Below are 24,674 nucleotides of genomic sequence, written 5' to 3'. Positions count from 1 at the left end.
TATACTATTAGTAGCCTCACCAGAAGGTCGAGGAATGGAAAGGGGTTTTAGAAATGGATATCGAGGTCGGCGAAATTTTTACTTTAGTAGATGAAAACAACGAGGAACAAGAAGTAGAAGTATTAGGCGCATTGGAAATTGATGGCAGTGGTTACATTGCAGTTAGCTTTGTTGAAGACATTGATGAGAACAGCGACGAAGATATTGATGTATTCTTCTTGCGGGTAGACAATGACGGAGAATTATCGGCAATTGAATCCGATGAAGAGTTTGAAAAGGTTGCTGCGGCTTTCGAAGCGGCAATGGATGAAGAACAGAGTTGTGATGACCCAACCCATAATCACGATTAATTTTCTAAGGCTGATCCGCATGGATCAGCCTCTGTCCATTGGAGGGAATTAGTAGCTGGCGTTTAACTCTTCAACCAGGAACTGCATATCATCAGAGTCTATAATCCATAGCAGATATCCATCCTTTCCCTGCTTTTTTCTTCCCTCCTCAATATAAAACCATGGATGGGTCCGTTCTGCCCCATTGTAAAAAGTGATTAGACCGTCGCTCTTCTGTATCATATAAGTATTCCGTGTGCTTAACTGCCAAGGATGACTGTACTCCTTTTTAGTAATGTAATCGACATAATCAGCCCTCCCCAAAACCTCCTGGTAAAGTTCCTGCACGTCTTCCTTCCTATGCTTCTCCTGGGCAAAATAAGGCAGAAGCATCGCCAATTTTATCTGGGGATAATCCTTTTTCAGTTCCAAAAGCCAGGATGCGCTGTACAATTCCAACCCCTGTGTCCCACTGTTTAAAAACCACTCTACTGACAATTCCTCAATCGCCTGGATGATCTTTCGCTGATAAGCGATTTTCAGGTAGGGAAAAGCCGGATGCTTCTCCCCCCAAAGCCCGATTTCCTGCCTTTTATGTCCGGTTAGTACCATCGTTTTCATCGCAAAACACCTTCTTCTGTTGGTTTGTGCACTACGCCCAGAATGCTTCTTTCACAAACCTGTAGTTGTCCTTTAGCTTTGCCAAGACTTTTCCGTTATTATAGCATGGTTAGGAAAGAAAAAGGATTGCCGAGCTCGGTCACAGATTTGTCATAACTAGGGTATAGTGACGGAATGTTATGAACAGAAATCTGTATTACAATAGACGGATAAAGTTATTTCCTTAGAGGTTACGATCAATGAATAAAACAACCCTTGTCCTGATCCTTGGTGATCTGCTGGCCTTAATGGCTTTTGTTATTTCCGGGAGAATTGAACACGGCTTACAAATCAATTGGCACGAAACCACGACAACTGCTATTCCTTTTATTGTCAGCTGGCTTGCCGTCGCAAGTTCTGTCGGGCTTTATAAAGAAAAAGCAGTAGCAACAATCCAGGTGACGATCAAAACTACCCTACTGGTGACCATTGTCGCTGTGCCCCTCGGGTTATTTTTGCGGGCCCTATATCTTCACCGCGACGTCCCTTTTCCCTTTTTGGTCGTGGCGTTGGTTTTCACGGCAATTTTTATGGTCGGATGGCGGACAATTTTTGTGTGGCTTAAGAAAAAAAGAGCGTAGGTCGATTTAGGCCTGACGCTCTTTTTGGGTGGGGCATGAAATAGCGGTATTTTTTTCATTATCACTCATCCAAATGATCATCAAGCAAGTCTCGAAGCATACCTGAATCAATATTGGATCCTGTTGAAACCAAAACCGTTGGTACCCTGCAGTCGATTTGATCCTCGATCACAGCAGCCAAGGGTGCTGCTCCCGCGCCTTCAACTAATATTTTTCCGTACATGAGTTGTAAAACGATTGCTCTTTTAATGGATTCCTCTTGGACCATATACACATCATCCACCCACTGCAAGATTTGGTCCAACAAAAAAGGTTCTGCTTTCTTATTAGACAATCCGTCAGCGATTGTATTTACTTGATCCAACACCACGGTTTTCTTTTCCTTAATCGTTTGGTAGAAAACCGCAGATCCAGAGGGCTGTATGGCAATGACTCGAATTTTTGGATTGATCGATTTAACCGCTGCTGCAATTCCTACAGCAAGTCCCCCACCACCCAAAGGAACGATCACTTGCTGCACATCTGGTAATTGTTCCATGATCTCTAACCCAATAGTACCCTGCCCAGCGATGACCTCCGTATCAGCTACCGGATGAACATATCTGGTCCCGTATTCTTTTTCTATTTCTCTTGCTTTGCTGTAGGCATCATTATAGTTTTCACCGTATTCAATCACCGTAGCTCCAAGTGCCTGACAAGTTTCCTTTTTTATTTTAGGTGCCGTTTTCGGAACAACTACCGTCGCTTTTTGATTCAGAATTTTACATGCATAAGAAACACCCATCGCATGATTACCGGCGGAGGCCGTTATGACTTCAAAACCGCTTTTTTCTTCGGATATCGCTGCAATTTTATTGTAAGCCCCTCTTAATTTAAAAGAGCCAACAGGTAGTAAGCTCTCCGCCTTGAAATAGAGGTTTTGCTTTATTTTCATATTAAGGAGTTCCATACTGACGACAGGAGATGGTGTGATAACATTTCTTAATCTTTCTTTGGCTTTTTGAATATCTCCTAATGTGACTGGATCTAGCCTTTGTGTTCCCACAAGGTCCCCCTCCTTTTTCAATTACATCCCAGTTGTATATCATACAATCTTGAATATAATAATATGTTTGTTTACCTTGAAAAGGGACCCACCAGTATAGTTTAGTAGAATTTTTTTGTTAATTTCCTCCTCCAATCCCCATCCCTATCACCCTCTCCCGAATATACTTCATCTCATCCTGATGCCTATACCCAGTAGATTCGGGTGTCTCCAGGACCGCCGGAAGCCCCGCAATTTCTTCACTTCCCAATAATTCCTTGAACGGCTCTTCGCCAATATATCCTTTTCCTATATTTGCATGGCGATCGCGAAAGGAACTGGTTTTGTAGGCGGAGTCATTAAGATGAATTGCTTTGAGATGCTCAAAATAACCAAGCTCTCTCCCTTTTTCGGCAACATCTCGCCAATTGGTCCCATCCCAAAGTCCACTTGCAAAAGCATGGCAGGTGTCTAAACAAAAGCCAATTTTTTCTTTCACGTCAGTCAGTTGTCGAATCTGAACCAGTTCTTCCAAGGTGGTACCCATTTTCACTCCCTGCCCCGCATTATTCTCAATTAAGATCAAGGCTTGGCCCATCCAATCATCCAACACTTCATTGAGCATTTCGATCATTAACTTGTATCCCAGCAGCGGGTCTTTTCCCTTGTATTTGCCGAAATGAACGACAAGCCCTAAAGAACCGCAAGCCTCTGTAATTTCCAGATCATTCTTTAAAGAGGTGCGGATCGTCTGCCGCATCTCTTGTTCCTCTACGGATAGATTGATCAGATAGGCTGTATGTGCAATAGAGATGATGCCATGTTGCCGCGATAGTGCGGCACAATGCGCTGCATCCTTTTCATCAAATTTTTTCAATTGTAAACTGCGAGGATTCTTGGGGAAATACTGAAAGGCCTGTGCTCCCATGCGTATAGCCTGTTGAACGGCCCCCGAATACCCGTTTCGGGTGCTGATATGACTGCCAAGCTTCACATTTTTTCTTCCCTTCTTTTAATGAAAAAAAGAAAGAGCCGTTCCCTTTAATGGGCCCGGCCTTCCTTGCATTTCATGTGGTTATACCCGCTCTTTGTTTCTGTCGCGCACAAAATACCGTATCCCGTACAAAACTACCGCCCAAACCACTGTAGCTAACAAAGCCGTACCAAACCAATTTGGTGTGCCAAATGTATAGTACAAGATGGAATGGGCAATCAGAATAAACAGAATCCAGCCTAGCAGGTTATTCATTTGGTTCACTCCTATCTCTTTCTTTCTTCAGTTTGCCAATTTGCCCGCAAAAATATTCCTTAATTAGGCAAGAACGTCCGTTTGCATATTTCTCAAAAAATCGTGTATAATAAAATTAGAACAAACGTTCTTCGAGGTGGTAAGATTGTTTGATTATACGAAGATGCCCCATCGCTCCATTTTGATGATTGATGCGAGGAGCTTTTATGCTTCAGCCCACTGTGCTTTGCTTGGTTTGGATCCGCGTGCGGCCCATTTAGCCGTTGTCGGTGATCCGGAACGAAGTGGATCGATTGTCCTTGCCGCATCCATCGCCTTAAAAAGAGACTTTGGGGTCAGCAATGTCTCCCGATTTTTCGAACTTCCCAAGGACCCACGGATCCAAATTGTCAAAGCCCAGATGGGCAAATATATTGAAACCAGTACGAAACTAACCAAAATCCTGAATCAATTTGCCCCGTACGACAGCATTTTTCAATACAGCATTGATGAAGCCTGGGTTGATATTACCGGAACAGAAAAATTATTCGGAGATAAATGGACCGTTGCGCGCCTGATTAAGGACAAAATTTGGAAAGAATTGACCATTCCCGTTGCCATCGGTATGGGTCCCAATATGCTCATGGCTAAATTATGCCTGGATATCGAAGCAAAGAAGGCTTCTGAAAATATAGCGGAGTGGAGATACGAGGAACTCCCTGACAGATTATGGCCAGTCCCAATTAAAAAAATGTGGGGGATCGGTTCGCGGATGGAAAGAAACCTCCATCGCATAGGAATTCGTACGGTCGGCCATTTAGCCAATTATGATGTGAATTTGCTGGAGAAGCGCTTTGGGATTATTGGTGTGCAGCTTTATAACCACAGCTGGGGGATTGATCTAAGCGAAGTTAAGCCGAACTATGATGTCGCCCATAAGAGCTATGGAAACGGGATCACCCTTTTACGCGACTATAGCAAACCATCGGAAATTAAAATCGTCATTCAGGAGCTCTGTGATGAAGTGACGAGAAGAGCCCGCAAGGATGGATTAATGGGGAAAACAATCGGTCTTGGCATCGGGTATTCCGACGGTGTAATTTCCGGCGGCGGTTTCTCTCGCTCTGTCAGCATCGATACCCCCACCTATTTTGAAGATGAAGTGTATCGCATTTGCCTGCAATTGTTTGAACGCTATTATGAGCCAGGACATGACGTCCGCACGGTGTACGTTTGTTTATCGAATGTTTGCTCTGATCGGGAAGTGCAATTAGACTTCTTTAGTTTTAGGAGCAGGGAAAGGAAAAGGAATCTGTCGATGGCGATCGACGACATTCGCGAACGGTTTGGGACAACGGCGATTTTGAAAGCATCGAGTTATCTTGATGGCGGAATTGCCATAGAACGAAGCAGGAAAATAGGTGGTCATTATGGATAAGTATGGGAATGGCTTCATACGCGACAGAAAAAATATCAAATGGGCTTCGATGATGCTTACCGAACACAAGCAAGCCCTAAAGGAATGGGGAGAATCCCAGGATGACCTAGAGCCGCCTGATAAATCTGAGGAAGATCTAACAGAAATAGCCGAGCAAATTGCCAGATCCATAAACTCAGAGCTCCATTTCACTTACTATCGAGCGAAACGCAGCCACCATGTCACAGGCATGGTTAAACGATTCGACCAGACGACCCAGGCCCTTTATATTGAATCAAATCACAAGATGGTGATCATTCCGGTCAGAGACATCTTGAGCGTGGAGGAAGAATAACCTTCCCCCAACCCTATTTTCGAAGGAATTGAATTCCTTGTTGCACATTCTTCAGCAATTTTGCCGTAGCAGGCGGCGTATCAAAGGAATGCGGCGCATCATCAACAAGAAGCAGCTTTTTCCGTACCGAACCGATCGTTTCAAACAACTGCACCGATTGCCGAGGCGGGACAACCGGATCTGTCGCCGAATAGATCACCGCAGCGGGAGAAGATATTCCCACGTAACGGTGAGGCTCTATCTGCTCCAAATCGCGATAAAACTCATAACTTAGCGGGTAATAGGCCTTATCCTTCTCTTTATAGATGGGAATGGTCTGCTCCCGTTTCCATTTCTCCAATCCTGTTTTACTGTCACCATACGTTGCTTTGGCAATCTCTAAAATGATATCCTTCATCGAGTACGGTGGAGCGATGAGCAGCAACCCGGAGGGGGAAAAATCTAAGGAAAATTGCAACGCTACTGTACACCCCATACTGTGACCTACTAAATAAATGGATTCATAGGCATCTCTATACGAATGAAAAATAACCTCGAGATCGGCAACTTCTCCCGATAAGGTATGGTTCACAAATTGACCATCTGCTTCATTAAGATTATTGGTAAAATCTACAGAAACATTGGAAAGTTGTTGTTCCGTCAACACATTACGTGTAGCCGAAATGACATGGGATTGTATACTTCCCGTAAATCCGTGACAAAGAATAAATAATTCCCTGCCCGGAAAGAGATTTTCCTTCACATGAATATTTAGTCCAACCTTACCTGGAATGAATCGATTCAACTTCGTTACACCTCTTTTCCGAAAACTTCCATATCCCCCACTCATATATCATAAACAAAAAACATAGAATAAACAGCATGATTTATTATTTTTTCACCAACATTTAACTGTTATATAACTATATTGAACCAAGTTTTATTTGTATAATAACAGCCATAAAAAAGAGTATTTTGAAGAGAAAAGCATTATAAATCATTATTTTGCCTCAAAACAGAGTTTTAATTATCCCCTCTGTTATATTACACTGTTCTTAACATCAAATCGAAATCAAGGAGTGAGAATAATGCTAATCCCGATCAATGAATTTTTTAGAACCCTACCCCAAAAGTGTTGTGCAAAATGCGGAGAGGTCGTGGAAGAACAAGCGGATTGCTACACTACCATCTGTGAAAACTGCCATGATTTCGTTACTTATCCTATCGGTCAAAAATAAGAGAAACTTCTATCGAAACCTCTCCTATACGAAGAAAAAAGGCTGTCCTTTGGTCATCTGAACTTGACCATAGTACAGCCTTTTTCAATTATTTACTTGGTGCTTGATGAATCGGAAGTCCAAGCGCGCTTTCCGCTGCTTCCATCACCATCTCCCCTAAGGTTGGGTGAGCGTGTATAGTTAAAGAAATATCTTCGAGCGTCGTCCCCATTTCGATGGCCAGACCCACTTCAGCGATTAAGTTGGATGCTTCAGGCCCAACAATTTGTGCCCCTAAGATCAATCCGCTTTCCTGATCGCCAACTAGCTTTACAAAGCCATCTCCGGCATTCATGGATAATGCACGTCCATTGGCAGCATAAGGGAATTTTCCTGTTACAACTTGAAAACCCTGCTCCACTGCCTCTGTTTCATTTAGTCCAACACTAGCCACTTCCGGATCCGAGAAAACAACGGCAGGGATCGCTTTATAATCGACTGCACTCGCTTGTCCCGCGATCACTTCCGCAGCCACTTTTCCTTCATAAGAAGCCTTATGGGCCAAGGCTGGACCAGGAACAATGTCCCCGATGGCGTAAATATTGGCCACGCTAGTCTTACATTGCTGATCAACCTCAATCAATCCCTTGTCTGTCAGCTTCATCTTGATCGCTTCCAAGCCAAGATCATCTAAGTTCGGGCGACGTCCAACGGTAACTAGAACGTAATCTGCCGTTACCTTCTTTTCTTCCCCTTTAGCTGTATAGGTCACAGTAATATCGGATTCCGTCTGTTCAGCCCCTTGTGCTACTGCCCCCGTCACGACATCCATCCCTAACTTTTTCAATTTCCGATTAACAAAGCGGGTAATTTCCTTTTCAAAACCCGGTAACACAGAATCAGTTCCTTCGATGACGGTCACCTTTGTACCAAGCTTGGCATAAGCTTGACCCAATTCGATCCCAATATAGCCGCCGCCGATCACGACCATACTTTTAGGCACTTCAGACAGATTCAATGCTTCCGTAGAAGAAAGGATTCTTCCACCAAACGGAAAAGCCTTCAATTCCACCGGTCTTGAACCTGTGGCAATGATACAGTGATTAAATCGGTAGCGGTTGGCCTCGTAGTTATCAATGACCCGAACTTCATTTTCATTGACAAACAGTGCCTCACCTTTTAATCGCTGAATTTTATTTGCCTTCAACAAGGAAGCTACGCCACCGGTCAGTTTTTTCACAACGCCATTCTTCCATTCCTGTACCTTATTGAAATCCACTTTAACCCCTTCAACCTGAATTCCCATTTCACTTGCCGAAGACATGGTTTCATATTGGTGTGCTGCAGAAATGAGGGCTTTCGAAGGAATACATCCGCGGTTCAGACATACTCCACCTACTTCATCCTTATCGACAATCGCTACACTTTTTCCCAACTGTGCTGCCCGAATAGCCGCTACATATCCTCCAGGACCAGCCCCAATGACCAGGACATCTACTTCTGTGGTAAATTCACCTACTACCATTAGACTATACCTCCATCACAAGTAGCTGAGGATCTTCTAACAGCTGCTTCAGATAATTAATGAAATGTTGTGCCGTACCCCCATCGATGATCCGGTGATCAAAGCTTAGGGACAAGGACATCATCGGTGCAATCGTAATTTCCCCATTTTTAACGACCGGTTTCTCCGTAATCCGGCCCGTTCCGAGGATCGCAACCTCAGGGAAATTAATCACAGGTGTAAAGAACAGTCCACCGGATGAACCGATATTCGTAATGGTAATCGTGCTTCCTTTCAATTCATGAGCCGCCAGCTTGCCCTCGCGGCCGCGAGTAGCCAAATCCTTGATTTCAGAAGCGATCGTCCACATGTTTTTGCGGTCCGCATCATGAACAACAGGAACTAACAAGCCATTGTCAGTATCCGTTGCAATTCCGATGTTATAGTATTTTTTATAAACAATTTCGTTTTTCTCTTCATCAATCATCGTGTTCAACACAGGGAATTGCTTCACACCAGCCACTAACGCCTTCACGATAAATGGTAAATAGGTCAACTTTACCCCTTTTTGCTCGGCTAGTGGTTTTGCTTTTTCGCGAAGGGCAACCAAATTGGTTACATCTACTTCATCCATCATCGTAACATGTGGTGCCGTATACATGGATTTCACCATCGCATTGGCTATCACTTTGCGAACCCCTTTGAGCGGCACCCGTTCTTCCACACGATCTCCTACGACTGCAGGAGCAATTGTTGCCGTAACAGGTTGTTCTACGGTTTCTGCTTTTTCAATAGAAACCGCTGCAGGAGCAGCTCCGCCAGAAACAAATTGTAAAACATCATCCTTGGTAATCCGCCCATTTTTCCCTGTTGCCGGGATTTCTGCCAAGACTACACCCTGTTCACGGGCAAGTTTTCTCACACTTGGAGTGGCCAACACTTTTCTATCAGAAGGCACCGAAGCAAGAGGTGTTTCCACCTTAACCTGAGATACATTCTCTGCCACACTGCTGCCTACTGCGCAATCCTCTTTTACCTCTTCAGACTGGGGCTCTGGTGTGCCCGCTCCTTCTACTTCAAATGTCACCAGAACATCCCCAACAACCGAAACGGTTCCTTCAGGAACTTTAACCTCAACGACTTTCCCGCTTACAGGTGAGGGAATTTCAACAACCGCCTTATCGTTTTGTACATCCATAATAATTTGATCCTCTTGTACTTGATCGCCAGCCTGGATATGCCATTTGACGATTTCACCCTCGTGGATCCCTTCACCGATATCGGGAAGTTTAAACTCGAATATTGCCATAGACCCTTTGACCTCCTCTTCCTTCCATTATCTCTTTTCTACTATATCTTAAATAGATACCTTTTGGAATAATGTAGTAGATTTCCTAGGAAACCTATTTAGAAATCAAGCACCTGGTTGAGGGCCGCAATGACACGCGCCGGATTTGGCAACCATTCATCCTCAATCGCCGCAAATGGGAAAACCGTATCAGGTGCTGAAACTCTTAATACAGGTGCTTCTAAGTGAAGAATCGCTTTTTCATTGATTTGCGCAATGATCTCCGCAGCAGCACCGGCTGTTTTTTGGGCTTCCTGAACAACGATCGCACGGTTGGTTTTTTCGATAGAAGCGACAATGGTGTCGATATCAATTGGGCTGATCGTTCTGAGGTCGATGACCTCAACTTTAGCCCCTCTTGATTTTTCAATTTCATCCGCTGCCTTCAGAGAAGTATGAACCATTGCCCCATAAGTAATAATGGTCACATCGCTACCCTCGCGGACAACATTTGCCTTTCCGATCGGAACGGTGTATTCCCCTTCTGGAACTTCACCACGGAATGAACGGTACAATTTCATATGTTCAAGGAAAACGACTGGATCGTTATCACGGATCGCTGAAATTAACAGCCCTTTCGCGTCATATGGATTGGAAGGAATAACTACCTTCAAGCCAGGCGTTTGCAACATTAATCCTTCCAAGCTATCGGAATGCAACTCAGGAGTTTTCACTCCACCGCCAAAAGGCGCCCGGAAAGTAATTGGGCTGTGGTAACGGCCACCAGAGCGATAACGCATTCTTGAAGACTGCGCAGCCACCGAGTCAAACACTTCAAACACAAAGCCGAAAAATTGAATTTCGGCAACGGGACGAAAACCTTGTAACCCTAACCCAATCGCTAGTCCGCCGATTCCCGATTCAGCAAGTGGTGTATCGAATACACGAGATTCTCCAAACTGCTTTTGCAAGCCTTCCGTTGCACGGAATACGCCTCCGTTTTTCCCAACATCCTCACCAAACACTAGAACATTTGGGTCACGTTCCAGTTCTACACGCATAGCATCTGTAATCGCTTGAATCATCGTCATCTGTGCCATAATTTATTTGCCCTCCTTTGCCGAAAATGCTGCTTTTTGTTCTGCTAAATGCGGCGGCAGCGTTTCAAACATGCTGTCGATCAATTGCGGGATGGTCATTTTTTCCGTCTCATCCGCTTTCTTAATTGCATCTGCTACAGCCTGTTTTGCTTCTTCCACTACACGATTTTCATCTTCTTCAGTCCATAGACCTTTGTTCTCCAGGAATTTGCGAAAACGAATCAGCGGATCCTTTTGCTCCCATTCCGAAGTTTCCTCATTGGTACGATAACGGGTCGGATCATCTCCAGCCAATGTATGTGGACCGAAGCGATAGGTCAAAGATTCTATCAATGCTGGGCCTTCACCGTTTCTAGCACGTTCTGCAGCGTCTGATACTGCTTTATAAACAGCCAACACGTCCATTCCATCTACTTGCACGCCAGCGATTCCTGCAGCTACTGCTTTTTGTGCTAAAGTGGAAGCTGCCGTTTGCTTTTCGATTGGTACAGAAATGGCATAACGGTTATTTTGCACAACGAAAACAGCCGGCGCCCGAAATGCCCCTGCATAATTCAATCCTTCATAAAAATCCCCTTGGGAAGTACCACCATCGCCAATGTAAGTGATGGCAATGTTTTTCTTATCTCTCATTTTGAAGCCTAAAGCTACACCCGTGGCTTGAATAATTTGCGCCGCAATAATAATCTGTGGCATTAAAACATGGACATCCTCAGGAATTTGCCCCCCCTGCTGGTGGCCGCGAGAATATAGAAATGCTTGATAAAGCGGCAGCCCGTGCCAAACAATTTGTGGAATATCCCGATAGCTTGGAAGAATAAAGTCCTCTTTTTGCAAAGCAAATTGGCTTCCAATCATGCTTGCCTCTTGCCCAGCAACAGGAGCATAAAAACCTAAACGCCCCTGCCGGTTCAAACTAATGGCGCGTTGATCCCAAACACGTGTAAACACCATTCTTCTCATTAATTCACGCAACTGTTCATCACTTAAATCCGGCATTGCATCCTGATTCACAACAGATCCATCGGGAGCCAGAACGGACAACGTCTGAATGTCCTCGACTCGAATTTCCGATACGATGTTCCCCATTTCAATCACCTCATCATGTTTTATCTACAGCTTGTTACACTCTGTTATAATCTAAAAAACGAACTGTTTCAAATCATCATCTGGAATATATCAACAAAACAAGCAGTGGAATATTATTGTTTTTGTAACAGTTTAAAACCATTATATAGCACAACACATCCAAGGTCTACCCCATTTTTTTCAAGATATGTGCTCAGATGTGCTACATTGTTATATAAGATCCAAGAAATTCGGAAGTACAGTGGGCATTTGTAGGAAAAGGGAAATGATGATGCATGGACGAAACAGTTACGGGTGCTGTTTCAGTTTAAGGAAGAGAGGAGAGCGGCACATCAAGGTGATGTATTTCGGGAGGAGGGCATGAAAAAAGTCCTTCATCAGGGTATGAAGGACAATAGCAGGAAATTCTTCCGTTATTCAAGATTACAGCCTTAGTTAATCTAAAAAAACGGAATATCACTCCGTTAAAAACTCTGCAAACGATTACAATTAGTAATCAAAGCGCATGATAAATCCCAACCACTACCCCCGTCCACCTCTAACTAGTCTAGTTTCAACCAACGCATCCACTACCTGTGGACTATATAGTGTTTCCTTCTCTCTTTTTAACTCTTCAATCGCCTGGGAAACTGTTTTCAAGCTATGGTAGGGTCTGTTATTCGTCATCGCGTCAAAGCTGTCAGACACAGCTACGATTAATGCCCCCAACGAAATTTGCTCCTTTTTCAAGCCAAAAGGGTAGCCTCTTCCGTTTACTCTTTCATGGTGGATGAGGATAATCTCACGAATATTCAGGCTAAGCGAAAGTCCTTCGAGCATTTGATACCCCAGTAGGGGGTGTTGTTGAATGATTTTCCATTCGTCTAATGTTAATTTCCCTGGTTTATTCAGGATCTCAGTATGTATTTTTAATTTCCCGATATCATGAAGAATTCCGCCGTAGTAGATTTCTTCCTGTTCTGCCTTTGTGCATCCTAATTGTTTGGAAATCGCTAGAGACAGCCCTGCAACCCGATGCGAATGGAGAAATGTTTCATAATGATGATTCTTTAATTGTTCAAGGTATTCCAAAGCACTTTTCACGGAAATAATCCTCCTAACAAAATAAAAAAAACCATCCTTCAAGATACAAAGAAAGATGGAATGGTAGTTTTATCTCCACTTTTCGGCAACCCAGCCGCCATGGCACGTGAAGTGCTTTAGACCTGTGGCTTTGCGTCCCCACCTTTCGGTGGGTTTGCTATTATCGAAGGATACTAAGTCATATTTTGTTGAAAATTGTCAAATATTTCTTCTTTATTTTACTCCATATTTCACTGGGTTTCAATACCTATTACTTTTTACCTATAAAATCTGATCGAACGAAAGAATCCACGTCTCTCCCTGCATCTTCGCTAGGAAGGTTGGTCAAATCCGCTTGGCAATTCGGACAGATCCATGGACCCTCGTCTGTACTGCTGAATGAGGGGATAGAACATTGACTACAGATTTTTTTCAGCATATTTTAACCTCTTTATTTACGATAGTTAGTGATAATTTATCATAAATAGATCCAGACCACCATAGAAAACACTTGTCAGTCAAACAAAAAAGCCGATCCCCTTTAAAGATCAGCTTCACTCACATTAAAACTCAAGATCCAGAAAACGATTTACCCGTCCAAAAGCTATAAATGCGGAAATCGCCATGGTTAATTCAACGATCTCGCTATTTGAGAAATCTCTTTTTAAAATGGTATAAATTTCTTCCCTGCCCGTTAGATCATTAGCCACGATTTTATCAGTTAATCTCAGAACATTTTTATGTAGATCTGGGAGATCAGCGGTTTCAAAGTTTTCTACTTTCTGCAGCATCTCTTCCGTCAATCCTAATCGCTTGACCCAAGCGATTCTTGCATTCTGTCAGTACATGCATTGGCCATCAAGGGCGACACGGTAGCGAACCATTTCCTTTAATTTGGGATCGATTGACCCCTTCCAAACCCCCCCGTAAAATTGAAGAAAGGATTGTAATAGTTCAGGATTGTGGGCATACGTCCGCACCATATTATCACTTCCGGAACCTCTTTTTGACTTTTCAAAAATCGTTCTCAGTTCCTCAGAAACTTCAGAATCTGATAAAGGTGGTAAAATCGGCATATTCATTCACGCCCTTTCTTTTATTTCTATCCCTTCCTCCATAATTGCACGATAAATGTTTTGTTCCTTTTCCTTCGTACCAGGTTGCCCCATAAAGCCGCAATCTTTCCACAGTTCCTCTTTTGCCTGCTGCCAAGGGAGATCCGGAGCAATAATATCCATATAAGCTTTTACTTCATCATCCGAAAGTCTGCGACGGGTCCCAATATCTCGAACATCACCGATGTTCCAAATGCCCGGCGGTCAAGCTGGGTGGACAATGCTATACCCATCTTCTAAGAGAAAAATGCCATACTGACGATTTTCTTTAATCACTTTCATTGCAGTTACCTCCTCTTTTCAGTTCGATAGGAACATGTATATAATTTAAATTCAATATTTAGTACCAACTTTCCTTCTTGTAAGTAAAACAATCATCCTCTTCTTTCATACCTGCTCCGCAGCATAGGTATGGCGTCCCGAATCTCCTCTTCAAAGGGATGCAAAAAAGATGAATCTACAACAACACCACCCGCAGCAGAAAAAAGGTCCATTAGCGGTTGCATAAATTGATCTAGCGTTTCAAGCCCAACTAATTGTTCTAAGCTTGCCATCTGATCAGGTTCCACAGCTGGAAATGCCCCCTTCTGCTGTCCCCCTGTAGCAACCTGATAGAACTGGCGAACCAAATCGGCCATCTGCGTTCCATCCCCCGTCACAACAATAAAGGCTTGTACGACAAAAGCCTTCGTCTGACGTCTTTGGGCAATTCCGCAAAATTTCCGGCCGTCAATACTTAAATCGAAGTCCCCAGGGCAATAAGAACCCTTGATCTCACCTTTAGAGATAGCCGTAATTCCCGCCAATGCTCTACGAATGATCTGAAACATTGTTTCAAAGTCCTGGTGAAATTCCATGACCCCCTGAGGATTGGGCAGAATTAAGGAAAGATTGAGCACACCAGGAGCCAGTGGAACAGCTGCACCACCTGAATTTCGCACAGACACCTGATACCCCTGTGCTTCCAGCCAAGCCATTGCATCCTCTGCATTTGGAAGTTTGCGATCCCGCAGTCCAAGTACAAATGCTTTTTGATGTCGCCATATATGAACAAGTGGAGGCACGCTGCCCTCCCCTATTTTTCTACATAACACCTCATCCACGGCAAAAGGGTAAAGAATATCCCCTTGATACAAGTCCTGACAAGCATTCATGAGGTGGAATGAAGAAGGTAATTGTAGTTCTTTCATAGATCGATCCTTTCCCGCGACTTGATTTTCCTTCATTATAACACAAGAGAAAGAGCGCCCTTTCGGACGCTCTTTCCTAGCTATGATTAGTCTTCCCCAGCACCTACGATAACCAATAGGATAAACAGCACCAGGATAATCAAAAAGCCCTCATCATCAAAAATTCCACTAAAGCAACTCATTTGGGAATACCTCCTTTATGTTGTTGATCTATCCTATGTACAGGAGCGGAGGTCTGTATGGGTATATGCCCAAACGAATAAAATTGGGCTTTCGCCCTGAGGTTGAGAATAATTCCCGGAGAAAGGCAAAACCTATTTATATGCCTTAAAAGCCTTCACCAGGATAGAACTTTCTTCTTGGCGGAAAAATAATTTGAGGTAGTACAGAAGGAACATATGAAGGAGGAATTAAAAATGGAACCAAAAGATTTGAAACACGAGGGAAAAGAAGAGTGGTTTATGGACATAGATCGGATGACCAATGAAGGTCTGGCTGGAGGGCATGTTGGACCAGATTATCATAACGGAGAAATCGACACCGCTACGGAAATCGAAAAAGAATCCCCGCCAAAAACAACAGACTAAAAGAGGATCACATGAAAATCAAGATCACCGGATTTGCCCTTTTATTTGTCATTCTTACAGCTTGTCAAAGTTCGCCACAACAAACTAAACAGGAACCCGCGCATACAAGCGCGAAGACATTAAGCACCAAACAAAACAACTTATATAATCCGAGGCTTTCAAAACAAGCGGAACAAACTGCCAAGAAAATAAAAGGTGTTGACGAAGCGGTATCAGTTGTTCTAGACAAGGATATTTCCATTGCAGTTAAGGTGACAGGGTTTGATCGTTTCAAGTTAAAATCAATAAAAAAGGAATTACATGAAAAAATTAGAAGAGAAGCAGACAAGAAGTATACCATTCATATTACAACGGACAAAAAAATTTATAAGGAATTAAGTGACCTTCGAAGCAAACTGAAGGCTGGATCGATCGCTCCAGAAGAGCAAAAGAAGAAGTTTGAAAAACTAAATAAAGATATGCACGGCTAGAGCCTTCCCCCCCCTTCTGTATCAGGCTTGTTCGTGTTATAGTGGATACATAAAGGGGGGATGTAGGATGGCTAAAAAAAGGAAGACATATTACCTTGATGAGGCAGTCATTCAGAAAGTAAAAGATTATGCCCAGGAGCTCAATATTAGCGAAAATGATGCCTTTGAAAGAGCACTGGATACCTACACCAAATTTTTTCATGAATCGAATCGGTTTATTCCTTTGCCGAAAGAATATCAACCCCTGCTTCTCGAATCGGTTGACAATCTGATCTACCAAAGTCAAAGAATTTTGGAAACTTCGTCACAATCAGGATTAAATTCTATTGTCGAGAATAGCATCCGCAGTCGCATTGACTTCCTATACGAAATTCGAAAAAGTCTAACTGAATGAAAAAAGCATCCATTCACTTAATGGATGCTTTGTATGCTTTAGATACTAAACCTTAGTTACGTTAGCTGCTTGCGGTCCGCGGTTTCCTTCGACGATGTCGAATTCAACGGATTGACCTTCTTCAAGCGTTTTGAATCCATCAGTTTGGATAGCGCTGTAGTGGACGAATACGTCTCCACCGTCCTCACGCTCGATAAAACCATATCCTTTTTCTGCATTGAACCATTTAACTTTTCCTAGCATCCTTGAGACCTCCTCGGGCTAATTGTACAAAAATCGGAAACAAACGAAAAATCTTCAGCCCCAAAACATCACTGCAAGGTACGGCCTCAAGATAACGTTCTTACCGACTTTGAATCAATATTATTATATTAGATTTCTTTGTTATTGACAATATAAAATACTCAGAACAATGTCCTCTTTTCCCCGGGATGGATGCGAACTTTACTGTTCTTTAAAATACTTCCATCATATTGAAATTCTCCAACCCATTTTTCCAGCTTTTTAATCTTGGCATGACAGCACGAGCTTCGATAGCGGTCAGAATTCATCCGTTTCACTACACCGAGGTTTTGCCCGCAGTTAGTACAGTAAAGCTGAAAGATCTTTTCCGGAAGCCGTACGGTGTTTGTGGAGATGGCCCCGACGCGAAGAAGTTCGCGTTCAAAGTGCGGATGATGGTCATGGAAGGGCTGACCCTTGCAAAAAAGATGGAAGTGACATAATTCATGAAGCATTACAGCAATAAAAATTTCTCGATCGATAAACTGTGCCGCATGTTTGCTCATTTCGATTTTCAGGGGTTCCCGCTGTTTGCCCTTCATCCGATAAACAAACCTCCCCATACTACGGGTTAAGCGGCCGTTCCATTCCACCGGAATCCCTACCGGCTGCCCCCAGAAATGCTGGGAGAGCTTCTCAGCAATGGCTTGCAATTTTTGCGGATTAAAATCAATCTCCCGTTTCTGATCCATGTATATAACCTCCGACTACTGTCTCTATTATACTTCCTTTGTAGCCCGAAATTCCATTGGATTCTCCTTTTTACTTGATGCCACACCAGCACTGAGACAAAATTGTAAGGCATCTTCTACCGGTGTCTGGACATAAGTGATGAGATTTCTAGGAATTAGCCTTAATTCGCCCGAAACCTGCAAGCCATGGGGAAAGTAAACGGCAACATAGTCATCACCAAGTTCGAATTGATGCACGTCCTCTGCCGTTAAAAACCCAATCCGCATCACATCCGGATGCTCCTGATACAATACGACTTGTGAGAAGGCCTTTTTTTCCCCGCCAAAGGAGGATAACGTTTCTTTTGTCATCTTATACAAGGTCTTAATGATAGGGAATTTTCCAATTACCTTTTCTATCCAAGCTAACCCTTTTTTTGCAACCCACCATTGACTTATATAACCTACGACAGCTATAAATAAGAATATGTAGAGAATACCCGAACCTGGGAACATGGGCAGCGGCAACCAACTAGAAATTGAGTTTAACCATGTATAAATTAAATAAATCGTATAGAGGGTTATCCCTAATGGAACAGTAACCATCAAACCGCTAAAGAGGATTCGTTTCATAGGTTGCACTCCTTAATTTTATAAGATATTCATCCTTCCCTTAAATACGTAAAAACACTTGAAAGGTTTCTGACATAGACATATACATACGCACATAATTGAACTGGAGGGATAGAACATGGATGTTTACATTGGGAGCATTCTCTCCGCCTTTGCCACCGGCTTGGGAGCTTTGCCCATTCTTTTTTTTCGGAGTGTAACGCATAAATGGCGTGATATATTACTTGCCTTGACAGCAGGGATTATGGTTGCGGCTTCAACGTTTAGCTTAATCCCCCAAGCCCTGGCCATTTCGAATATGGTGGTTATTTCAGTGGGGGTAATTCTTGGAACGCTTGCCCTCACCTACTTGGAATATATCGTCCCGCATATTGATTTGCAACATACGGTCGTCAACATTGCAATGGATGCAAAATCATGGCTAATCCTGTCAGCGATAACCCTGCATAACTTGCCAGAAGGATTGTCCGTGGGCGTCAGCTATGCAAGTGAACATCAAGGATTAGGTCCCTTAATCGCCTTTGCCATCGGTGTGCAAAATGCCCCGGAAGGATTCCTCATTGCCTTATTCTTAATTAATCAAAAGGTTGGGAAATGGAAGGCCTTTACTCTCGCTTCGTTAACCGGTTCTGTAGAAATTGTGTCGGGTATCATGGGTTATCACTTAACGGCCTACGTTTCCGGATTAGTCCCTTATGGTCTTGCTTTTGCCGCTGGGGCCATGCTTTATATTGTGTACAAAGAATTAATTCCCGAAAGCCACGGAGACGGTCATGCGAAGGCAGCAACCCTTTCTTTTATTATCGGTCTCTTATTGATGCTTGGCATCATTCAATGGTTGGGATAAATGAAAAGAGGCCATAACTAGGCCTCTTCTTCCTCTGCAAATACTGCGATAATATCTGTCGTAAATGGATCCTTCTCCCCCCGATTGTACCGATCGATTACTTGATCCAGAAAACCTTCGAACAGCCCATTTAGGAAAGTGGCGGAAAAACGTTCCTTTTCTCCTGTGCCATAGTGAAAAACTATTTCATCTGGCTGCTCCAGCAATAATTCCCAATCTTTTTTTGGCAAAGCTAGATAAAATTCTCCATTTGCATTGCGCAGCTGAAAACCAATCAAGGACTGTCCGTCGACAGAGCCCCCGTCAAACCCCAGGGCAGCTTGTGTTGCCCCGTCTAACAGCTTTTTAAAATGCTCCGCACTGGTCGGGACAAGGCAATGCAAGACTAGTTCCTGCCCATCCCCGGGGGTAAGTTCAGCTTGTTGAATCAGATGATAAATTTCCCACATCTTGAATACTCCTTCGTATGTTTTATACTCCATGTTAATCTTCTTGCCAATCATTTGCAAATTTTATTTCCTCCTTCATCTCTTTCAGACAAACGAGTGGACGGATGATTCCTGCATCGGTATAGTAGAAAAGGAAACAAGATTCGAAACGAAAACAAAGCAGGTATCCATATGACTACTTTTTTATACGATATATTTAAGCGAAATGGCCTTCTCTCTACACTGTTGCATCCCTACCAGCCGCGCAAGGCACAGTACCAAATGGCAAAGACGGTCTGGTCCTGCCTGGAATCAGAAACACACGGGATAATTGAAGCCGGCACAGGCACGGGAAAATCCTTCGGGTATTGTCTGCCAGCGGCATATTGGGCAATGAAAGAAGAAAAACGGGTCATTATCTCCACCAATACGATCACACTGCAGAATCAGCTTCTACAAAAAGAGCTGCCACTGGTGAAGCAAATACTGGGGAAAATCGATTCGGAATGGGGCGATCATTTCCGTTTTGAGCTGGCCAAAGGACGTGGAAATTATATATGCAAGCGAAAGTTGGACCTTGCGGTCAGTGCTTCGTTAACAGAAGAAACAAGCTACTCTGCTACCGCGCAAAAACTGCAATCACAGTTGGAAGGCCTTAAAGTTGGCGATCGCAACGAGGTGCCCTTTTTCATCCCCAATGAATTGTTTGAGGAGATTCGCGGGGATGCAGACGACTGCATGGGCAAGGAAAGTCCCTTTCACGAGCATTGCTTCATCCAAAACGCCCGACGTAAACTGCAAAAAGCGCAGGTGATCGTCGCGAATCACGCTCTCTTTTTTACCGATCTGGCCTTACGCTCGCAGGGAGCGAGTATTTTGCCTGATTATGATTTTGTGATTATGGATGAGGGGCATCGGATTGAAGATCAAGTGACCAAGCAGTTTCAATTCACTGTCAATCTGGACTTAATCTATAATTTGTTCAGCCGCTTTACCCGGAATCGCACCCATTGGGCAAGAGGGGTGGAAGACCCAGATTTGAAGGCCCATGTCGAGGCACAGTATAACCGCTTGTATGCGGATTTAGTAGAATTATTTGCCCCATTGGGAAGAAACCTTGCTACACGCGAGCGTACCCAGTATCTATTGAACCGCCCCATCGTTGAACATTATCCGTTTGAAGGGATCTTCAAAGAGGTCATTCAATCGGTACAAGACAAAAAGGAATTTTTAGAATTGGAACATGGAGAAACGGAAACGACGATTGGTCTTGGACGATATATCAACAACCTCATCCAATTTGATGCAATGTTTCGGCATGTCCTGCTGCGGCTGCAATCCGATGAATGGGCGACCTGGGTAGAGTATACTCCCCCGGCTAAAAAAAACTTACTGCAGGATGATGCCTATTGGGCGCACTGTCTCACGCTCCATTCGGCACCGATTGAAATCCATGAGTTACTTCGAGAAAAGCTGTTTACAAAAAAACCAGTGGTTCTCACTTCGGCTACCTTAACCGCGCAGGGGAATTTCGATTTTGTCGCGAAAAGGCTGGGAATTGATGAATACACAACATTCCAGGCAGCGAGCCCTTTTTCGTATGAAGAACAATCGCTTTTGGTCGTGCCAAACCATGTTCCCTTGCCAACGGAGCGGAATTTCGACGCTTTTGTTATGGCGGCGATGAAGGAAATCTTGCTGCAGACAAAGGGAAGGACCTTCTTACTGTTTACGTCCTATGCGCAAATGAATAAGGTTTATCTTGAATTGGAAGATTGGTTAACTGAGCGGGGAATGCGGGGGTTATTGCATGAATCCGGGGCTTCGAGAGAAAAGCTGCTAACTGATTTTAAACAGGACCCCCATACTGTTTTGTTCGGCTGTGAATCATTTTGGGAAGGTGTGGACGTGCCGGGTGATGATCTAATCTGTGTGGTCATTGCAAAGATGCCTTTTCCTGTTCCCACAGAGCCGATTACCCAGGCGAGAATTGACCGATTAGAGAAAATGGGGAATAACTCTTTCGAAGATTATTCCCTCCCCTTTTCCATTCTTCGCCTCAAGCAAGGGTTTGGACGATTGATCCGAACCAAGCAGGATAAAGGGGTTGTGGTCATTCTGGACGCCCGCCTGCACAACAGGAAATATGGGCAGAAGGTTTTCAATAGCTTGCCCCCAAGCCCGATCTCGCAAAACTTGCAAGACATTGGCAAGGCGCTGGATAATTTCCAAGTTTGAAAAAGGCTGACCCAAGGGTCAGCCTTTTCTCGTTGTTTAGTCTAATTTTACTTTTGAACGTAGAATATATGGTGTTTCTTGGTACACATGATAGTTCAACCAGTTGGCAAACAATAAGTTCCCATGCGATTTCCAACGTTGAACCGGTGGTTTGGTTGGATCATCGTTAGGGAAATAGTTTTTCGGGACGGCTGTATTCAATCCCGCGGCCTTGTCACGGTCATACTCCAACTTTAGGGTAAGCGGATCGTATTCGGAATGCCCGGTGACAAAGATTTGCCTTCCGTCCTTCGACGCCACGATATAGATCCCTGATTCTTCAGAGTCAGATAAGATCTCCAACTCAGGCACCTTCGCAATATCTTCATGACGAACTTCCGTATAACGGGATTGCGGCGCGTAAAACTCATCATCGAATCCTCTAAGCAAGCTCGTATTTGACTTTAATACGCGATGTTTGAAGACTCCAAACATCTTTTCTGGCAGCGGATATTTTTTCACCCCATAATGGTGGTAAAGTCCCGCCTGCGCCCCCCAGCAGATATGCAGTGTAGAGGTCACATTTTCCAGTTTCCAATCCATAATTTCCGTTAATTCCTGCCAGTAGTTTACTTCTTCAAATTCCAAATGTTCAATCGGTGCACCCGTAATGATCATCCCGTCAAAGCTTTGATCTTCGATCTCATCAAACGTTTTATAGAATGCAGATAAATGTTCCGCAGACGTATTTTTCGGAATATGTGTTTTGGGATGCAGCAAGACCGCTTCCACTTGTAACGCAGAGTTCCCTAACAAACGCAAAATTTGTGTCTCTGTTGTTTCTTTTGTCGGCATTAAATTTAGAATAACAATTCTTAGCGGGCGAATGTCTTGACGGAATGCCCGACTTTCTCCCATGACAAAAATTCCTTCTTTATGGAGTATCTCCATAGCTGGTAGATGGTCCGGTATTTTGATTGGCATTATATACACACTCCTTTTGCCCACTTAATCCTTACAATTTAAAACTGCATCCGGAAAATGGTTAGTAACGATGATGAACTCCAGCAATAGAAGTTATATTATGTATTCTATATCAAAAAGTCCAGTGAGAACAGATCAAAATAGGAGTTTACCCTAAAAAAATGCTTTTAAATTTACATTTATTCTATTTTCCGAGTCAATCAGATAGAATATGTCCGTAAAAAATTTAAAAAAAAGAAATCTCTATTCCCCTTGAGATTTCTTCATACATTGGTTGCAGATTAATGGTACGCGTTGCTTTGACACATAGATATAGGCCATAACTCGTGAAAATGAACGATTATCTTTCTTGCGGCCACATGTTTCACATATTCTCATTCAAGTCACCTAACGATTTTTTAATATATGCCGGAGAATCCCTTCAGCCGTTTCCTTTGGCGCCTCCAAAGGAACAAAGTGACATGCTCAAAAAACTCACCCAAGCGATCTGACCACTCAACCTTCATTACCGGATCTGCTTCGCCCCAAAACACAGAGGTCTCATGAAGAATAGGTGAACCCGGACTACTGACACTTGCTTGTTTGGTTTTGTCTGCGGCTCTGGCTCGGTAATACATAATACTGCTCAGCATGGCTCCTGGCAGTGCATACATTTCCAGTATGAACTGCAATTCGTTTTCTTCCATTGTTCCCTTTTCTCCCGACCAATGCTCATAAAAATAGCGTACGTATTTTTGCGCAGCTAAGGGCTCATCAGCAAACAATTGTTCAAATAAATCTAGGTTGTGTAAATGCTGGTACCAGAATTCAGTTTGAACCTCCGGTTCAAACCTTCTTGCTCCAATCCCGGGATAAGGCGGGTTAAAAAGAACCAATGATTTCACTCGCGAAGAGTATGTTTTAGCCAGCGTTTGAGCGATCGTCGCTCCAATATCATGCGCTGCGACAATCACTTCGTCCAGTCCCAAATGATCTAAAATCTCTATGATATCCTTTGCCAATACGGCAGGACCATATCCTCTGACGGGTTCAATTTTAGGTTTATCCGATAACCCAAAGCCGCGGAAATCCGGAACAATTACATCGGCCTCTTTACTTAACAGTGGAATAACTTTGCACCAATCATACCAAAATCCAGGCCAACCATGCAGCAATAATACGGGAGTCCCCTGACCTTCACGTACGTAATGGATCCTATATCCTTCAGCAACCTCCACGTAATGATGTTTCATTATACTCAACCTTCTTTCTAAAATTATAGAAAACTCGTGGTAAGCTAGACTCACAATGTTTGACCGCTGTCCACGGTAATCATTTGACCAGTGATCGCTTCTTGTTGCAGTGCCGCGCAGATCATATGCGCAATATCGTCCGGTGTTGAAATACGTTGCAGCAGAAGATTCGGAGCTAATTTTTTCATTTGTTCTTCCTGGCCTGCCCACCATCTTGTCACAACCGCTCCAGGCACAATACAATTAACTCTGATCTCAGGTGCCAAAGCGCGTGCCAATGATTTCGTAAGTCCATGAACAGCTGCTTTGGATACGGCATAAGGAAGCGAGGAGCCTAACCCAGTCTGTCCCGCAATGCTGCCAAGATTTACAATTGCACCTTGTTGGTTCTTTTTCATGAAAGGGGCAACCGCTCGCGCGCAATAGAACATACCTTTTACATTCACATCGAATAATTCGTCCCATACATCCTCCGTTGCCGAATCTAAGTCATCCATCGGAATATGTTTGGTGATACTGGCATTATTCACAAGCAAATCCACTGTACCAAATTGTCGCACGGCCGCTTGGATCATGTTCCGAACTGCCTTGTCTTGCGTTACGTCTGCTTGTATGGCGATCGCCCGACCGCCCTCTTGCTTGATCAATCTGACAGTCTCTTCTGCATCGAATTCAGAACGCGAGTAGTTCACAATTACGGTCGCTCCCCGTTTGGCAAGTGCGATACTCGTTGCTTTACCAATCCCCGTACCCCCGCCCGTAACTAAAGCCACTTTGTTTTTGAATTCCAC

At 43.6% G+C, this 24,674-nt stretch carries 33 protein-coding genes and 1 riboswitch; of the genes, 10 read left to right on the top strand and 23 right to left on the bottom strand.

Translation table 11 applies throughout. From position 1 onward, the window contains the following. Nucleotides 1–53 precede the first annotated feature (53 nt). Nucleotides 54–350, top strand: a complete 297-nt coding sequence (locus tag J2Z37_RS17660; RefSeq protein ID WP_209811627.1) for a DUF1292 domain-containing protein — start codon at nucleotides 54–56, stop codon at nucleotides 348–350. A 48-nt stretch (nucleotides 351–398) separates the two neighbouring features. On the opposite strand, the gene J2Z37_RS17655 is transcribed toward J2Z37_RS17660, so the two are convergent. After that, nucleotides 399–950, bottom strand: a complete 552-nt coding sequence (locus J2Z37_RS17655) for an SLOG family protein (RefSeq protein WP_209811626.1) — start codon at nucleotides 948–950, stop codon at nucleotides 399–401. 239 nt (nucleotides 951–1,189) lie between these two features. Between J2Z37_RS17655 and J2Z37_RS17650 the strand changes: the two genes are divergently transcribed. Then, a complete protein-coding gene (locus J2Z37_RS17650; protein WP_209811625.1) occupies nucleotides 1,190–1,570 on the top strand; it encodes a DUF3054 domain-containing protein in 381 nt (126 codons plus the stop codon). Between the two features lie 61 nt (nucleotides 1,571–1,631). Here J2Z37_RS17650 and J2Z37_RS17645 read toward each other — a convergent pair whose 3' ends face one another. The 3 genes from J2Z37_RS17645 to J2Z37_RS17635 all read right to left on the bottom strand — a co-directional run bounded on the left by J2Z37_RS17645 (nucleotide 1,632) and on the right by J2Z37_RS17635 (nucleotide 3,843). Next, on the bottom strand, nucleotides 1,632–2,615 hold the full coding sequence (locus J2Z37_RS17645; RefSeq protein WP_209811624.1) for a threonine ammonia-lyase: 984 nt from the start codon (nucleotides 2,613–2,615) through the stop codon (nucleotides 1,632–1,634). 118 nt (nucleotides 2,616–2,733) lie between these two features. Beyond that, complete coding sequence (locus tag J2Z37_RS17640) at nucleotides 2,734–3,588, bottom strand: deoxyribonuclease IV (protein WP_209811623.1); 855 nt, start codon at nucleotides 3,586–3,588, stop codon at nucleotides 2,734–2,736. A gap of 81 nt (nucleotides 3,589–3,669) precedes the next feature. Next, nucleotides 3,670–3,843, bottom strand: a complete 174-nt coding sequence (locus J2Z37_RS17635; RefSeq protein WP_209811622.1) for a hypothetical protein — start codon at nucleotides 3,841–3,843, stop codon at nucleotides 3,670–3,672. 136 nt (nucleotides 3,844–3,979) lie between these two features. On the opposite strand from J2Z37_RS17635, the gene J2Z37_RS17630 reads away from it, so the two are divergent. Beyond that, nucleotides 3,980–5,260: a Y-family DNA polymerase gene (locus J2Z37_RS17630; protein ID WP_425340337.1), complete on the top strand. Its 1,281-nt coding sequence runs from the start codon at nucleotides 3,980–3,982 to the stop codon at nucleotides 5,258–5,260. Beyond that, nucleotides 5,253–5,594 carry a YolD-like family protein gene (locus J2Z37_RS17625; protein WP_209811621.1) on the top strand — a complete coding sequence of 114 codons (342 nt, stop codon included), beginning with the start codon at nucleotides 5,253–5,255 and terminating at the stop codon, nucleotides 5,592–5,594. The genes J2Z37_RS17630 and J2Z37_RS17625 overlap by 8 nt, the downstream gene beginning before the upstream one ends. A 13-nt stretch (nucleotides 5,595–5,607) precedes the next feature. On the opposite strand, the gene J2Z37_RS17620 is transcribed toward J2Z37_RS17625, so the two are convergent. Next, complete coding sequence (locus J2Z37_RS17620; RefSeq protein ID WP_209811620.1) at nucleotides 5,608–6,378, bottom strand: alpha/beta hydrolase; 771 nt, start codon at nucleotides 6,376–6,378, stop codon at nucleotides 5,608–5,610. A gap of 283 nt (nucleotides 6,379–6,661) precedes the next feature. Between J2Z37_RS17620 and yhfH the strand changes: the two genes are divergently transcribed. Beyond that, nucleotides 6,662–6,811, top strand: coding sequence for a protein YhfH (yhfH, locus tag J2Z37_RS17615; RefSeq protein WP_209811619.1), 150 nt, complete (start codon nucleotides 6,662–6,664; stop codon nucleotides 6,809–6,811). A gap of 88 nt (nucleotides 6,812–6,899) precedes the next feature. On the opposite strand, the gene lpdA is transcribed toward yhfH, so the two are convergent. The 11 genes from lpdA to J2Z37_RS17560 all read right to left on the bottom strand — a co-directional run bounded on the left by lpdA (nucleotide 6,900) and on the right by J2Z37_RS17560 (nucleotide 15,320). Continuing rightward, nucleotides 6,900–8,315 carry a dihydrolipoyl dehydrogenase gene (gene lpdA, locus J2Z37_RS17610; RefSeq protein WP_209811618.1) on the bottom strand — a complete coding sequence of 472 codons (1,416 nt, stop codon included), beginning with the start codon at nucleotides 8,313–8,315 and terminating at the stop codon, nucleotides 6,900–6,902. A 4-nt stretch (nucleotides 8,316–8,319) separates the two neighbouring features. Next, complete coding sequence (locus tag J2Z37_RS17605) at nucleotides 8,320–9,603, bottom strand: dihydrolipoamide acetyltransferase family protein (protein WP_209811617.1); 1,284 nt, start codon at nucleotides 9,601–9,603, stop codon at nucleotides 8,320–8,322. Nucleotides 9,604–9,701: 98 nt separating this feature from the next. Further along, nucleotides 9,702–10,682 (bottom strand): alpha-ketoacid dehydrogenase subunit beta, encoded by a 981-nt coding sequence (locus J2Z37_RS17600; protein WP_209811616.1) that lies wholly within the window; start codon nucleotides 10,680–10,682, stop codon nucleotides 9,702–9,704. A gap of 3 nt (nucleotides 10,683–10,685) precedes the next feature. Further along, nucleotides 10,686–11,771 (bottom strand): pyruvate dehydrogenase (acetyl-transferring) E1 component subunit alpha, encoded by a 1,086-nt coding sequence (gene pdhA / locus J2Z37_RS17595; protein ID WP_209811615.1) that lies wholly within the window; start codon nucleotides 11,769–11,771, stop codon nucleotides 10,686–10,688. A gap of 522 nt (nucleotides 11,772–12,293) precedes the next feature. Continuing rightward, a complete protein-coding gene (locus tag J2Z37_RS17590; RefSeq protein WP_209811614.1) occupies nucleotides 12,294–12,854 on the bottom strand; it encodes an HD-GYP domain-containing protein in 561 nt (186 codons plus the stop codon). 81 nt (nucleotides 12,855–12,935) lie between these two features. Then, nucleotides 12,936–13,023: riboswitch (cyclic di-GMP riboswitch) on the bottom strand. Between the two features lie 81 nt (nucleotides 13,024–13,104). Beyond that, on the bottom strand, nucleotides 13,105–13,272 hold the full coding sequence (locus J2Z37_RS26150) for an Sjogren's syndrome/scleroderma autoantigen 1 family protein (RefSeq protein WP_209811613.1): 168 nt from the start codon (nucleotides 13,270–13,272) through the stop codon (nucleotides 13,105–13,107). A 124-nt stretch (nucleotides 13,273–13,396) separates the two neighbouring features. Continuing rightward, nucleotides 13,397–13,624 carry a carboxymuconolactone decarboxylase family protein gene (locus tag J2Z37_RS17580; RefSeq protein ID WP_209811612.1) on the bottom strand — a complete coding sequence of 76 codons (228 nt, stop codon included), beginning with the start codon at nucleotides 13,622–13,624 and terminating at the stop codon, nucleotides 13,397–13,399. A gap of 48 nt (nucleotides 13,625–13,672) precedes the next feature. Next, nucleotides 13,673–13,909: a carboxymuconolactone decarboxylase family protein gene (locus J2Z37_RS17575; RefSeq protein WP_209811611.1), complete on the bottom strand. Its 237-nt coding sequence runs from the start codon at nucleotides 13,907–13,909 to the stop codon at nucleotides 13,673–13,675. A gap of 6 nt (nucleotides 13,910–13,915) precedes the next feature. Then, a complete protein-coding gene (locus tag J2Z37_RS17570; protein WP_209811610.1) occupies nucleotides 13,916–14,071 on the bottom strand; it encodes a hypothetical protein in 156 nt (51 codons plus the stop codon). Between the two features lie 251 nt (nucleotides 14,072–14,322). Next, complete coding sequence (locus J2Z37_RS17565; protein ID WP_245203895.1) at nucleotides 14,323–15,174, bottom strand: lipoate--protein ligase family protein; 852 nt, start codon at nucleotides 15,172–15,174, stop codon at nucleotides 14,323–14,325. A 50-nt stretch (nucleotides 15,175–15,224) separates the two neighbouring features. Further along, nucleotides 15,225–15,320 (bottom strand): YjcZ family sporulation protein, encoded by a 96-nt coding sequence (locus tag J2Z37_RS17560; RefSeq protein ID WP_209811609.1) that lies wholly within the window; start codon nucleotides 15,318–15,320, stop codon nucleotides 15,225–15,227. A 234-nt stretch (nucleotides 15,321–15,554) separates the two neighbouring features. Here J2Z37_RS17560 and J2Z37_RS17555 point away from each other — a divergent pair, with 234 nt between their 5' ends. The 3 genes from J2Z37_RS17555 (at nucleotide 15,555) to J2Z37_RS17545 (ending at nucleotide 16,589) form a co-directional block, all read left to right on the top strand. Next, entirely contained in the window at nucleotides 15,555–15,725 is a 171-nt protein-coding gene (locus J2Z37_RS17555; protein ID WP_245203894.1) for a hypothetical protein, read from the top strand. An 11-nt stretch (nucleotides 15,726–15,736) separates the two neighbouring features. Further along, nucleotides 15,737–16,195, top strand: coding sequence for a YhcN/YlaJ family sporulation lipoprotein (locus J2Z37_RS17550; RefSeq protein WP_209811607.1), 459 nt, complete (start codon nucleotides 15,737–15,739; stop codon nucleotides 16,193–16,195). A gap of 67 nt (nucleotides 16,196–16,262) precedes the next feature. Then, on the top strand, nucleotides 16,263–16,589 hold the full coding sequence (locus J2Z37_RS17545) for a hypothetical protein (protein ID WP_209811606.1): 327 nt from the start codon (nucleotides 16,263–16,265) through the stop codon (nucleotides 16,587–16,589). 45 nt (nucleotides 16,590–16,634) lie between these two features. On the opposite strand, the gene J2Z37_RS17540 is transcribed toward J2Z37_RS17545, so the two are convergent. From J2Z37_RS17540 to J2Z37_RS17530, 3 genes are all read right to left on the bottom strand, one after another. Beyond that, nucleotides 16,635–16,832, bottom strand: a complete 198-nt coding sequence (locus J2Z37_RS17540) for a cold shock domain-containing protein (protein ID WP_209811605.1) — start codon at nucleotides 16,830–16,832, stop codon at nucleotides 16,635–16,637. Nucleotides 16,833–16,993: 161 nt separating this feature from the next. Further along, nucleotides 16,994–17,563: a SprT-like domain-containing protein gene (locus J2Z37_RS17535; protein ID WP_209811604.1), complete on the bottom strand. Its 570-nt coding sequence runs from the start codon at nucleotides 17,561–17,563 to the stop codon at nucleotides 16,994–16,996. A gap of 27 nt (nucleotides 17,564–17,590) precedes the next feature. Further along, nucleotides 17,591–18,175, bottom strand: a complete 585-nt coding sequence (locus tag J2Z37_RS17530) for a DUF502 domain-containing protein (RefSeq protein ID WP_209811603.1) — start codon at nucleotides 18,173–18,175, stop codon at nucleotides 17,591–17,593. A gap of 118 nt (nucleotides 18,176–18,293) precedes the next feature. On the opposite strand from J2Z37_RS17530, the gene J2Z37_RS17525 reads away from it, so the two are divergent. Further along, nucleotides 18,294–19,022 (top strand): ZIP family metal transporter, encoded by a 729-nt coding sequence (locus J2Z37_RS17525; protein ID WP_209811602.1) that lies wholly within the window; start codon nucleotides 18,294–18,296, stop codon nucleotides 19,020–19,022. Nucleotides 19,023–19,039: 17 nt separating this feature from the next. On the opposite strand, the gene J2Z37_RS17520 is transcribed toward J2Z37_RS17525, so the two are convergent. Then, the gene (locus J2Z37_RS17520; RefSeq protein ID WP_209811601.1) at nucleotides 19,040–19,531 is read right to left on the bottom strand and encodes a hypothetical protein; all 492 of its coding nucleotides are present in this window, start codon (nucleotides 19,529–19,531) and stop codon (nucleotides 19,040–19,042) included. Between the two features lie 111 nt (nucleotides 19,532–19,642). On the opposite strand from J2Z37_RS17520, the gene J2Z37_RS17515 reads away from it, so the two are divergent. After that, nucleotides 19,643–21,688, top strand: a complete 2,046-nt coding sequence (locus J2Z37_RS17515) for an ATP-dependent DNA helicase (protein ID WP_209811600.1) — start codon at nucleotides 19,643–19,645, stop codon at nucleotides 21,686–21,688. A gap of 36 nt (nucleotides 21,689–21,724) precedes the next feature. On the opposite strand, the gene metA is transcribed toward J2Z37_RS17515, so the two are convergent. The 3 genes from metA to J2Z37_RS17500 all read right to left on the bottom strand — a co-directional run bounded on the left by metA (nucleotide 21,725) and on the right by J2Z37_RS17500 (nucleotide 24,674). Beyond that, nucleotides 21,725–22,651: a homoserine O-acetyltransferase MetA gene (gene metA / locus J2Z37_RS17510; RefSeq protein ID WP_209811599.1), complete on the bottom strand. Its 927-nt coding sequence runs from the start codon at nucleotides 22,649–22,651 to the stop codon at nucleotides 21,725–21,727. 398 nt (nucleotides 22,652–23,049) lie between these two features. Then, nucleotides 23,050–23,937, bottom strand: a complete 888-nt coding sequence (locus J2Z37_RS17505; protein ID WP_342453851.1) for an alpha/beta hydrolase — start codon at nucleotides 23,935–23,937, stop codon at nucleotides 23,050–23,052. Next, entirely contained in the window at nucleotides 23,934–24,674 is a 741-nt protein-coding gene (locus tag J2Z37_RS17500; RefSeq protein ID WP_209811597.1) for an SDR family NAD(P)-dependent oxidoreductase, read from the bottom strand. Before J2Z37_RS17500 ends, J2Z37_RS17505 begins: the two co-directional genes overlap by 4 nt.

This window comes from Ammoniphilus resinae, from assembly GCF_017873965.1.
Classification (GTDB): domain Bacteria; phylum Bacillota; class Bacilli; order Aneurinibacillales; family RAOX-1; genus Ammoniphilus_A; species Ammoniphilus_A resinae.
Note: the sequence above shows the minus strand (reverse complement) of the source record. Positions and strands in the feature narration are given on the sequence as shown.

Bases quoted from the DNA above. Each gene is read 5' to 3' on its own strand.
- J2Z37_RS17545 (WP_209811606.1), top strand. From the start codon at position 16,263: ATGGCTAAAAAAAGGAAGACATATTACCTTGATGAGGCAGTCATTCAG.
- J2Z37_RS17565 (WP_245203895.1), bottom strand. From the start codon at position 15,174: ATGAAGGAAAATCAAGTCGCGGGAAAGGATCGATCTATGAAAGAACTA.
- J2Z37_RS17530 (WP_209811603.1), bottom strand. From the start codon at position 18,175: ATGAAACGAATCCTCTTTAGCGGTTTGATGGTTACTGTTCCATTAGGG.
- J2Z37_RS17580 (WP_209811612.1), bottom strand. From the start codon at position 13,624: ATGCTGCAGAAAGTAGAAAACTTTGAAACCGCTGATCTCCCAGATCTA.
- yhfH (WP_209811619.1), top strand. From the start codon at position 6,662: ATGCTAATCCCGATCAATGAATTTTTTAGAACCCTACCCCAAAAGTGT.
- J2Z37_RS17555 (WP_245203894.1), top strand. From the start codon at position 15,555: ATGGAACCAAAAGATTTGAAACACGAGGGAAAAGAAGAGTGGTTTATG.
- J2Z37_RS17625 (WP_209811621.1), top strand. From the start codon at position 5,253: ATGGATAAGTATGGGAATGGCTTCATACGCGACAGAAAAAATATCAAA.
- J2Z37_RS17535 (WP_209811604.1), bottom strand. From the start codon at position 17,563: ATGGATCAGAAACGGGAGATTGATTTTAATCCGCAAAAATTGCAAGCC.
- pdhA (WP_209811615.1), bottom strand. From the start codon at position 11,771: ATGGGGAACATCGTATCGGAAATTCGAGTCGAGGACATTCAGACGTTG.
- J2Z37_RS17600 (WP_209811616.1), bottom strand. From the start codon at position 10,682: ATGGCACAGATGACGATGATTCAAGCGATTACAGATGCTATGCGTGTA.
- lpdA (WP_209811618.1), bottom strand. From the start codon at position 8,315: ATGGTAGTAGGTGAATTTACCACAGAAGTAGATGTCCTGGTCATTGGG.
- J2Z37_RS17540 (WP_209811605.1), bottom strand. From the start codon at position 16,832: ATGCTAGGAAAAGTTAAATGGTTCAATGCAGAAAAAGGATATGGTTTT.
- J2Z37_RS17550 (WP_209811607.1), top strand. From the start codon at position 15,737: ATGAAAATCAAGATCACCGGATTTGCCCTTTTATTTGTCATTCTTACA.
- J2Z37_RS17655 (WP_209811626.1), bottom strand. From the start codon at position 950: ATGAAAACGATGGTACTAACCGGACATAAAAGGCAGGAAATCGGGCTT.
- metA (WP_209811599.1), bottom strand. From the start codon at position 22,651: ATGCCAATCAAAATACCGGACCATCTACCAGCTATGGAGATACTCCAT.
- J2Z37_RS17605 (WP_209811617.1), bottom strand. From the start codon at position 9,603: ATGGCAATATTCGAGTTTAAACTTCCCGATATCGGTGAAGGGATCCAC.
- J2Z37_RS26150 (WP_209811613.1), bottom strand. From the start codon at position 13,272: ATGCTGAAAAAAATCTGTAGTCAATGTTCTATCCCCTCATTCAGCAGT.
- J2Z37_RS17650 (WP_209811625.1), top strand. From the start codon at position 1,190: ATGAATAAAACAACCCTTGTCCTGATCCTTGGTGATCTGCTGGCCTTA.
- J2Z37_RS17660 (WP_209811627.1), top strand. From the start codon at position 54: ATGGATATCGAGGTCGGCGAAATTTTTACTTTAGTAGATGAAAACAAC.
- J2Z37_RS17560 (WP_209811609.1), bottom strand. From the start codon at position 15,320: ATGAGTTGCTTTAGTGGAATTTTTGATGATGAGGGCTTTTTGATTATC.
- J2Z37_RS17525 (WP_209811602.1), top strand. From the start codon at position 18,294: ATGGATGTTTACATTGGGAGCATTCTCTCCGCCTTTGCCACCGGCTTG.
- J2Z37_RS17570 (WP_209811610.1), bottom strand. From the start codon at position 14,071: ATGGATATTATTGCTCCGGATCTCCCTTGGCAGCAGGCAAAAGAGGAA.
- J2Z37_RS17635 (WP_209811622.1), bottom strand. From the start codon at position 3,843: ATGAATAACCTGCTAGGCTGGATTCTGTTTATTCTGATTGCCCATTCC.
- J2Z37_RS17515 (WP_209811600.1), top strand. From the start codon at position 19,643: ATGACTACTTTTTTATACGATATATTTAAGCGAAATGGCCTTCTCTCT.
- J2Z37_RS17575 (WP_209811611.1), bottom strand. From the start codon at position 13,909: ATGCCGATTTTACCACCTTTATCAGATTCTGAAGTTTCTGAGGAACTG.